This is a genomic window from Streptomyces jeddahensis, from assembly GCF_001642995.1.
GTDB lineage: Bacteria > Actinomycetota > Actinomycetes > Streptomycetales > Streptomycetaceae > Streptomyces > Streptomyces jeddahensis.
Genome location: NZ_LOHS01000035.1, coordinates 1 through 4,770, shown reverse-complemented (window position 1 = coordinate 4,770; position 4,770 = coordinate 1). Strand labels below are relative to the sequence as shown.

The window sequence follows — 4,770 nt, the reverse complement described above, 5'->3', positions numbered from 1 at the left end:
CCCGCATGCCCGAGGACACCATCGCGTCGGCGGCCTGGCGCACCTGGGCCTCGGTTATCCCGCACCCGAAGCTGTTCCAGCTGTTCCACCCCAGCGGCGGGGTGAGCGCCGGGCTGCCGGGCGCGGCCGTGGCGGTGGAGTTGGCGTAGGCCGTCACCGACGCGGTGACCGAGAGCGCGGCGGCCGCGAGGAGGCGAAGCAGTCGTCCGCCAGGTCGTCTGGGCACCAGGGGCTCCTTTGACGGAAGGGCGCCATGGGCGGATGACCCGCGACGGCGGCACGGTGTCGCGTCCATGACATGACAGTGGGGAAGATGATGGGTGTTCGAAAACTTTCGGGATGCATTCGGAAACTCCGGGTGTCAACGGATACTAGAGAGGCGCCTGAACATGTCAACACCATCCGAGGAACTGCCCCCACCGCACCATCCCAGGGGCCGGCAAGGCGGGATTTCTGCGCCATCCTGGCGCTGAACTGCGGCGACTTACCGTTTCACCGCTTCGAATGTTTCGAGAAGTCATCCGAATCATGCGAAAGGTATTGACGGCGCCCCCGGGCTCCCTATCATCCAGGGTGCTCAGCAAGCCGACCCATGTTCGACATCGCGAACGAACGGGAGCCGCTCCGCACGAACGAAGCAAGGCACCTCCGGGCAACGCCAACCGCAACGGCCAAGCCATACAAGGAGAACGCCATTCATGGATATGTCATGTACCGATCAACCTCTGTCCCGTCGCCGCGCGCTGGCGGCCGGCACCGGCCTGGCCGCCGGCGCCTTCCTTCCCCTGGCCGAGGCCTCCGCCACCGCCGCCGCTCCCGCCCAGGGATCGGCCCTCGCGGCCGCCGCGGAGTACACAAACCCGGTGATCTGGCAGGACTTCGCGGACATCGACGTCATCCGCGTCGGCGACACCTACTACGCCTCGGCCTCGACCATGCACTACTCGCCGGGCGCGCCCGTCCTGCGCTCGTACGACCTGGTGAACTGGGAGATCGCCGGTCACTCGGTGCCCATACTTGACTTCGGCGCCAAGTACGACCTGAACGGGGCCCGTGGCTATGTCAGAGGAATCTGGGCGTCGTCACTGGCGTACCGGCCGAGCAACAGGACCTTCTACTGGCTCGGCCAGATCGACTTCGCCCGGACGTACATCTACACCGCCACCGCCGTCGAGGGGCCATGGAACAGGCTGTCGACGATCAGCACCCCCTACTACGACGCGGGACTGCTCGTCGACAGCGACGACTCCCTGTACGTGGCATACGGAAACACCACCATCAGCGTGGCCCAGCTCTCGCCCGACGGCCGCAGCCAGGTCCGCACGCAGCAGGTGTTCACGACCCCATCGAGTGTCGGCACCCTCGAGGGCGCCCGCTTCTACAAGATCAACGGGCAGTACTACATCTTCCTGACTCGCCCCGCGAACGGCCAGTACATCCTGAAGTCGTCGAGCGGCCCCTTCGGTCCCTACACGATGCGGCAGGTCCTCCTCGACCTGCGCGGGCCGATCCCCGGCGGTGGCGTCCCGCACCAGGGCGGGCTCGTGCAGACGCAGAGCGGTGCCTGGTACTACATGGCCTTCGTCGACGCGTACCCCGGTGGCCGGATGCCTGCCCTGGCGCCCGTCACCTGGACCTCGGATGGCTGGCCCGTCGTGCAACTCGTCGACGGCGCATGGGGCACCTCGTACCCCAGCCCGGCCGTGCCCCCTCCGCCTCGCCCGGTGGCCCCCATGACCGGCGTCGACACCTTCGACGGCACGACCCTCAAGCCGAGATGGGAGTGGAACCACAACCCGGACAACACCAAGTGGTCGGTCGGCAACGGCCTGACCCTGCGGACCGCGACCGTCACCAACGACCTCTACTGGGCCCGCAACACCCTCACGCACCGCATCCAGGGCCCCACCTCCACCGCCACGGTCCACCTCGACCACTCCGCGATGCGGGACGGCGACCGGGCCGGACTCGCGCTGCTGCGGGACTCCTCCGCCTGGATCGGCGTCAAGCGCGATGGCGGCGTGACGCGGCTGGTGATGGTCAACGGGCTGACCATGGACAGCAGTTGGAACACCACCGGCACCGGCACGGAGGTCGCGAGCGCGGCCGTCTCGGGCAACCGCGTCTGGTTGCGCGCGAGCGCGGACATCCGCCCCGGCACGGCACGCTCCGGCACCTTCTCCTACAGCACCGACGGCACCACCTTCACCCGCCTCGGACCCTCCTTCTCCCTGGGCAACGACTGGCGGTTCTTCATGGGCTACCGATTCGCCCTCTTCAACCACGCCACGCAGGCACTCGGCGGCGCGGTCCGCGTCACGCGGTTCGAGCTGTCCACGCCCTGAAGTGGCGCACCGATCGCCCCACGCCCTGAGGAGGTCCACCGACCGCACCACGCAACCCCCCACCCATCTCCCCCCACAAGGAGAACCATGAACCCGCTGAAACGGCTCGGCTGTCGCCGAGCCACCGTCCTCGGCCTGCTGGCCGCGACCGTCCTGGTGACACCCGGGACCGCGACCGGCGCGCCCGACGCCGTGCAGGCCTCCACCCTGGGCGCCCAAGCCGCCCAGTCCGGGCGGTACTTCGGAACCGCCGTGGCTGCCGGCCGGCTCGGCGACGGAACGTACACCACCATCCTGGACCGAGAGTTCAACTCGGTCACGCCCGAGAACGAGATGAAGTGGGATGCGACCGAGCCGTCCCGCGGCTCGTTCAACTTCGGTGCCGCCGACCAGATCGTCAACCGCGCGCAGGCCCGCGGTCAGCGCCTGCGCGGCCACACCCTGGTCTGGCACTCCCAACTGCCCGGCTGGGTCAGCTCCATCAGGGACGCGAACACACTGCGCGGCGTGATGAACAACCACATCACCACCGTGATGAACCGCTACAAGGGCCGGATCCACTCCTGGGACGTGGTCAACGAGGCCTTCGCCGACGGCCCCAGCGGTCAGCTCCGCAGCTCGGTCTTCCGGGACGTGCTGGGCAACGGCTTCATCGAGCAGGCCTTCCGCACCGCGCGCTCCGCCGACCCGGCGGCCAAGCTCTGCTACAACGACTACAACATCGAGAACTGGAGCGAGGCGAAGACCCAGGGGGTCTACCGCATGGTCCGCGACTTCAAGGCGCGCGGCGTGCCCATCGACTGCGTCGGCCTCCAGGCCCACTTCGGCACCGGCGGCCCGCCCGCCAGTTTCCAGACGACGCTGTCGAACTTCGCCGCCCTCGGCGTGGACGTCCAGATCACCGAACTGGACATCGCCCAGGCGTCGCCGACCGCGTACGCGAACACGGTCAGGGCCTGCATGAACGTCGCGCGCTGCACCGGCATCACGGTCTGGGGCATCCGCGACAGCGACTCCTGGCGTGCTTCGGAGAACCCGCTGCTGTTCGACCGCAACGGCAACAAGAAGCCTGCGTACAACGCGGTGCTGACGACGCTGGGCGGCACGCCCGCCGCCACCCGCAGCACGGCGACTACAACCTCCTCCCGTGGCGGCTCGGCCTCGTGACCCAGACCAACTCGACCTGCTGACCGACGGTGCCGTGGGGAGCGCTTCCGGTGGGAGCGCTCCCCATGCTCACCGCCGACCTTCGGACGCATCCCTGTCAGAAAGCCGAGGTAATTGTCATGCGCCGCAGACTTCTCGCCCTGGTGGCAGCACTCTCCTCACTGCCGCTGGCGCTCGCCGCCGCCCCGTCCGCCCAGGCGGCCGACCCGACCACCATGACCAACGGGTTCTACGTGGACCCCGACTCCAGCGCGAAGCGGTGGGTCGCCGCCAACCCCGGTGACGGCCGGGCGCCTGCGATCAACGCCTCCATCGCCAACACACCGACGGCCCGCTGGTTCGGCTCCTGGAGCGGCACCATCGGCACCGCCACCGGCGCGTACGTGGGCGCCGCGGACGCCCAGGACAAGCTGCCCATCCTCGTCGCCTACAACATCTACAACCGCGACTACTGCGGCGGCCACTCCGCCGGCGGAGCCTCCTCGCCGTCCGCCTACGCGAACTGGATCGCCCAGTTCGCCGGCGGGATCGCCAACCGCCCAGCCGTCGTCGTCCTCGAACCGGACTCCCTCGGGGACTACGGCTGCATGACCCAGGCCCAGATCGACGAACGCGAGGGCATGCTCAACGGCGCGCTCGCCGAGTTCAACCGTCAAGCCCCCAACACCTGGGTCTACCTCGACGCCGGCAACCCGGCCTGGGCGAGCGCGGCGACCATGGCCCAACGCCTTCACGAAGCCGGCCTCCGGCAGGCCCACGGTTTCTCGCTCAACGTCTCCAACTACCTGACCACAGCCGAGAACACCGCGTACGGCGACGCCGTCAACAGGGAACTCAGCGCCCGGTACGGCTACACCAAGCCGTTCGTCGTGGACACCAGCCGCAACGGCAACGGCTCCAACGGCCAGTGGTGCAACCCTGCGGGCCGCCGTATCGGCACCCCCACCCAGCTGGGCGGAGGCGCCGAGATGCTCTTGTGGATCAAGGTCCCGGGCGAGTCCGACGGCAACTGCGGCGTGGGAACCGGCTCCTCGGCCGGACAGTTCCTCCCGGAGGTCGCCTACAAGATGATCTACGGCTACTGATCCGGGGCCGAGGTCGACCGCGCCTGAGAGGGACGCGGACGACCTCGGCCCTGGTGTCGGTCAGCCGCCACGGCCCTGCGGCGGGACTCGGACCGAGACGGCTCAGCCCTTGATGGCGCCGGTGAGCATGCCCTTCTTGAAGTGCCGCTGGACGAAGGGGGAAGCGACCGCGA

Annotated in this window: 2 protein-coding genes and 2 pseudogenes; 3 read left to right on the top strand and 1 reads right to left on the bottom strand. The window is 68.8% G+C overall.

Going from position 1 to position 4,770, the window contains the following annotated elements; translation table 11 throughout:
• A pseudogene (locus tag STSP_RS36620) lies at positions 1–226 on the bottom strand (alpha-galactosidase); the annotation flags it as partial.
• 472 nt (positions 227–698) lie between these two features.
• Here STSP_RS36620 and STSP_RS04360 point away from each other — a divergent pair.
• From STSP_RS04360 to STSP_RS04350, 3 genes and pseudogenes are all read left to right on the top strand, one after another.
• A complete protein-coding gene (locus STSP_RS04360; RefSeq protein ID WP_067272264.1) occupies positions 699–2,345 on the top strand; it encodes a glycoside hydrolase family 43 protein in 1,647 nt (548 codons plus the stop codon).
• Positions 2,346–2,432: 87 nt separating this feature from the next.
• Positions 2,433–3,491: pseudogene (locus STSP_RS04355) on the top strand (endo-1,4-beta-xylanase); the annotation flags it as partial.
• Between the two features lie 140 nt (positions 3,492–3,631).
• Positions 3,632–4,597, top strand: a complete 966-nt coding sequence (locus STSP_RS04350) for a glycoside hydrolase family 6 protein (RefSeq protein WP_067272258.1) — start codon at positions 3,632–3,634, stop codon at positions 4,595–4,597.
• The last annotated feature ends 173 nt before the right edge of the window (positions 4,598–4,770 follow it).

What these genes read in the sequence shown, in the direction of transcription:
- STSP_RS04360 (WP_067272264.1), top strand. Translation starts at nt 699, where the DNA reads ATGGATATGTCATGTACCGATCAACCTCTGTCCCGTCGCCGCGCGCTG.
- STSP_RS04350 (WP_067272258.1), top strand. Translation starts at nt 3,632, where the DNA reads ATGCGCCGCAGACTTCTCGCCCTGGTGGCAGCACTCTCCTCACTGCCG.